At 43.8% G+C, this 3,971-nt stretch carries 3 protein-coding genes; 1 reads left to right on the top strand and 2 read right to left on the bottom strand.

All coding sequences use genetic code 11. From position 1 onward, the window contains the following. Positions 1-39 precede the first annotated feature (39 nt). Positions 40-1,353 (top strand): polysaccharide deacetylase family protein, encoded by a 1,314-nt coding sequence (locus AC1DPZ_RS23450; RefSeq protein ID WP_477408016.1) that lies wholly within the window; start codon positions 40-42, stop codon positions 1,351-1,353. Between the two features lie 12 nt (positions 1,354-1,365). Here AC1DPZ_RS23450 and AC1DPZ_RS23445 read toward each other — a convergent pair whose 3' ends face one another. Both AC1DPZ_RS23445 and AC1DPZ_RS23440 read right to left on the bottom strand, forming a co-directional pair. Next, positions 1,366-1,782, bottom strand: a complete 417-nt coding sequence (locus tag AC1DPZ_RS23445; protein ID WP_477408014.1) for a hypothetical protein — start codon at positions 1,780-1,782, stop codon at positions 1,366-1,368. A 97-nt stretch (positions 1,783-1,879) separates the two neighbouring features. Next, positions 1,880-3,745 carry a CocE/NonD family hydrolase gene (locus AC1DPZ_RS23440; protein WP_477408012.1) on the bottom strand — a complete coding sequence of 622 codons (1,866 nt, stop codon included), beginning with the start codon at positions 3,743-3,745 and terminating at the stop codon, positions 1,880-1,882. Between the last annotated feature and the right edge of the window lie 226 nt (positions 3,746-3,971).

Here is a 3,971-nt window from a genome sequence, read left to right as displayed (position 1 = left end):
CTGCAGATGTAATTATATTAGCCTTATAAACCTGTTTTTATGAAAAAAACACTGCCTGTTTTTTTAGTTATGCTGGCGTTTGCAAGCCATTTAAATGCACAGCCAGGCAAAACGGAGATCACCCGCTGGCAATATAATCGCAATGGCGCGGTGTCCATTACCTGGGATGATGGCTCTGTCAACCAGTTTAAAATAGCTCTGCCTATTTTGAATAAACTCCATATAAAAGGGACTTTTTTCATCATCACCGGCCAGATTCCAGGATCGCAGTATCATGGTAAATTTATTGGCAGGCCGGTAAAAGAGATCATAGCCGAAACAGCTGCCATTCCCACCAATARAAGCAATTTTTATGAGCGGGCTTCGGCTGCGGGTTATTTAGGATTGGTGGGCGCACTTGATTATCATTACAAAGCCGGATCGTTAATAGATGATAACAAACCCGAAGCCGCCTATAAAGTGATAGATGAACTGTACAGTAAAGTACGCCATGGCGATTTTAAGCAGGGTATAGAGCATAATACCGAGTACAACGATGCGCACGGTACTACCTGGACCGAAATTAAAAAGTACGCAGCCCAGGGGCATGAGTTTGCCAGCCATATGATAACCCACCCCCGCCTGGCCGCGCTTGATGAACCAAACATCATGTACGAAATGGAGAAAAGCCGGCTGGATATTTTAAATCATTTAGGTATGCGTTATACCTTTAGCGCCGAGGGCCCGTTTGGCACTGAGAATGACCGTGTAGTGGAATACTTAAGCAAGGTTTACCCCGCCCTGCGTAACCGCATGCCCGAGCCATGGCTTAAAGAGATTAGCCGGGGCAGTAAGGATACGCCGGGCAACACTGATAAAGCGTATGTACAGTACCAGCGCGGGGCAACCACCAAAACAACACTGCCCCTGATGAAAGCCTGGGTTGATACTACCATAAACCGGCATGATACCTGGCTGGTGCTTACCCACCATGGTGTGGAAGGCATTGGCTGGGAAGCCCTGCCAGCTACCGAACTGACTGAATATTTTACCTACATCAAAAACCACGAAGATAAGCTTTGGGTGGCCACCTTTGCCGATGTTACCAAATACATGCGCGAAAGGCAAAGCGCGAAAGTACAATCGGATTTAAAAAACGGGCGCATAACGGTAAGCGTAAGCCAACCGTTAAATAAAGGGTTTTATAATATACCACTAACAATGAAAACGTATGTACCTACTGAATGGAAGAAAGTTAGTGTAACACAGAACGGTAAAAAACACATGGTAAAGGCAATGAATGACAACGGGAGCAACTATGTATTGTACCAGGTGAATGCCAATGGTTCGCCGGTGCTTTTAACACGTATATAAGCGGTATCAGATCTAATCAAAAACTACCGTATCCGGTCCGGAAATTTTACTGATATGGCACGCGCATCCTCCCGCTATTTTTACAATGGCGGTTTTGGTTTGGTCGGTCGCTGGATTGGTTGCCGAGACCCGTACGTTGTCGCCCCCGGTTGAAAATTCTTCCAGGTTATTATCAGTTGCAATTGTTTTGAATCCAGGCGAAAAACCCGGGTCGATATCTCCATCTGCAACAATCAATGAATCGTTTCTTAAGTTTTTGGCTGTAAAATTTGTTACCGTTACGGCACCGCCTGCTTTATTTACAAAACGTATACCTATGCTTGCAAATTCCTGGGTACACACACTTATGGAACAGCCTGGTTTTTGATGGTTTTTTTTACACGATAAGCAAACTGTAACAAGCAGCAGCAATAATATCTTCCTGGTCATAACGGTGGTTTTATACTATTACGGCTTACGTGGGATGAATGCTACAGATTACCCCCTAATCTTTACTATTTCAATACTTTTAACAATAAAACAAGTATTATTCTATCACCCTAACTTTCAAAAAGCTCGGTTCATTTTTGGAGGTGTATACCTTGTGGGTGGCCTTTTTAAAGTCGGTGTCTTTAGCTTTCATAATGTCCTGGAACTGTTGGGTATTCCTGTCGATAAGCGGAAACCAGGTGCTTTGTACCTGTACCATTAGCCTATGCCCTTTTTTGAAAGTATGCAGCACATCCTGCAGCTCAAAGTTAACCGGGGTTATTTTGCCTGGCACAAATGGCTCCGGTTTATCAAAGCCGTTGCGAAATTTACCACGCATAGCCTCGCTGCGTACCATTTGCTGGTAACCAGACAGGTAAACTTCCTTACCGGTAAACTTATTGTTTTTGGTTGAATCGGGGTATACATCAATAACCTTAACCACCCAATCAGCATCGGTACCCGTGGTTGATACTTTAAGGTTGGCCCAGATGTTTCCGGCAAGGGTAATGTCCTTGTTCAATATGCCTGTTTCGTAGGTTAAAACATCCGGCCTTTGCGAAGCAAAACGCTGGTCGCCCGTCATGTATTCACGTTTCATGCCGTTATCAATGGTATTGATGAATGGCACAGGCTTATTGGGGTCTGATACAAATTCATCAAAGCTTTCACCTGTAGCAGGAGCATCAAATGATACTTTGCCACCGGGCAGCAGGTATAAATTCTTTTCACGGGCCTCTTTTGGCGGCCATGTTTTATAGGTTCTCCATTGGTTAACACCGGTTTCAAAGGTTGATATTGGCTCCAGGTTCAAATCGGTCCCTTTTAAATAGTGACTAAAAAAAGCGAACTCAATTTTTTCACGGTAGAACGGACCTGTGGGGCCGCCAAAACTAACATCGCCTAAATGGTCGCCATCACCACGTGCCCRGCCGCCATGTACCCAGGGGCCCATGGTAAAGTAAACCGGGGTTCTAGGGTTTTCCTTAACCAACGTTTTGTAAGTATTGATTGCGCCGTACAGGTCCTCGGCATCGTACCATCCTCCGGTAACCAGTACCGCGGTTTTAATATCGTGCAGGTGATAAAGTACATTTCGATCCTTCCAATGCTGATCATAATTGGGATGATCAAGCATCTCGTTCCATAAACGGATGGTATCTTTATAATATTTATCGTTTGAGTTTTTTACCGAACCCATCCGCAGGAAAAAATCGTAGCCATCTTCGGTACCGGCATCAAATCGCGATCCGCGACGCTGGGTTGGCTTATCGTCCTGCCTGTTGGTAAAGCCCGGGTAAAAACCAAAATTGGCCACCAGCATAAATGCGCCATTATGGAAAGCGTCATCCCGGTAAAGATCGGCAATAGGCGCCTGCGGAGATGCAGCTACCAATGCAGGGTGACGACTCAGCAGCGCTGTTGTAGTATAAAAACCGGGATATGAAATGCCCCATACGCCAACCTTACCATTATTGTTAGGCACATTTTTTAGCAGCCAATTGATGGTATCGTAGGTATCGGTACCTTCATCCACATCGTTTTTGGTTTTATGAACTTCTTTTTCAGGTGTCATTTCCTCGTAGATGCCCTCGCTCATCCAACGACCGCGCACATCCTGGTAAACAAAAATGTAACCATCGTGCACAAACAACGATGATGGGCCTAAACTGCCTTTATAAGCATCAGCACCATAAGGGGCAACACTGTAGGGCGTTCTATCCATCATAACCGGGTATTTTTTGGTTTGATCTTTTGGTACATATACCGATGTGAACAGCTTTTTGCCATCGCGCATGGGCACCTGGTACTCATATTTACTGTAATTGGCTTTTACATAATCAGCATCAGGGCCTTTAGGCTGAGCCTGCAGACAGCAAGCCGAAAGTAAAAAGCAAACAGCTATAAGTAGACGTGTTTTCATATTAAATGATTATTGTTTAAAAATAATTGAATAAAATAAAAAGGACAACCTCGGCACTACCGGATTATGGATTCCCACTGCTTTGTTACAAAGCCCATGGCCAATATTTTCAAAATAAACTATTAATATATTTTTTATAAATCAATATTTATTTTATAAATAATAATTAACTTGTGTGCAAGTTATACCGATTGATTTTCTATCACTTTATAAACCAATATCACCC

It is taken from the genome of Mucilaginibacter sp. P4_G9, assembly GCF_056400985.1.
The sequence above is the reverse complement of the archived record's forward strand: the minus strand, read 5'-3'. Positions and strand labels throughout refer to the sequence as shown.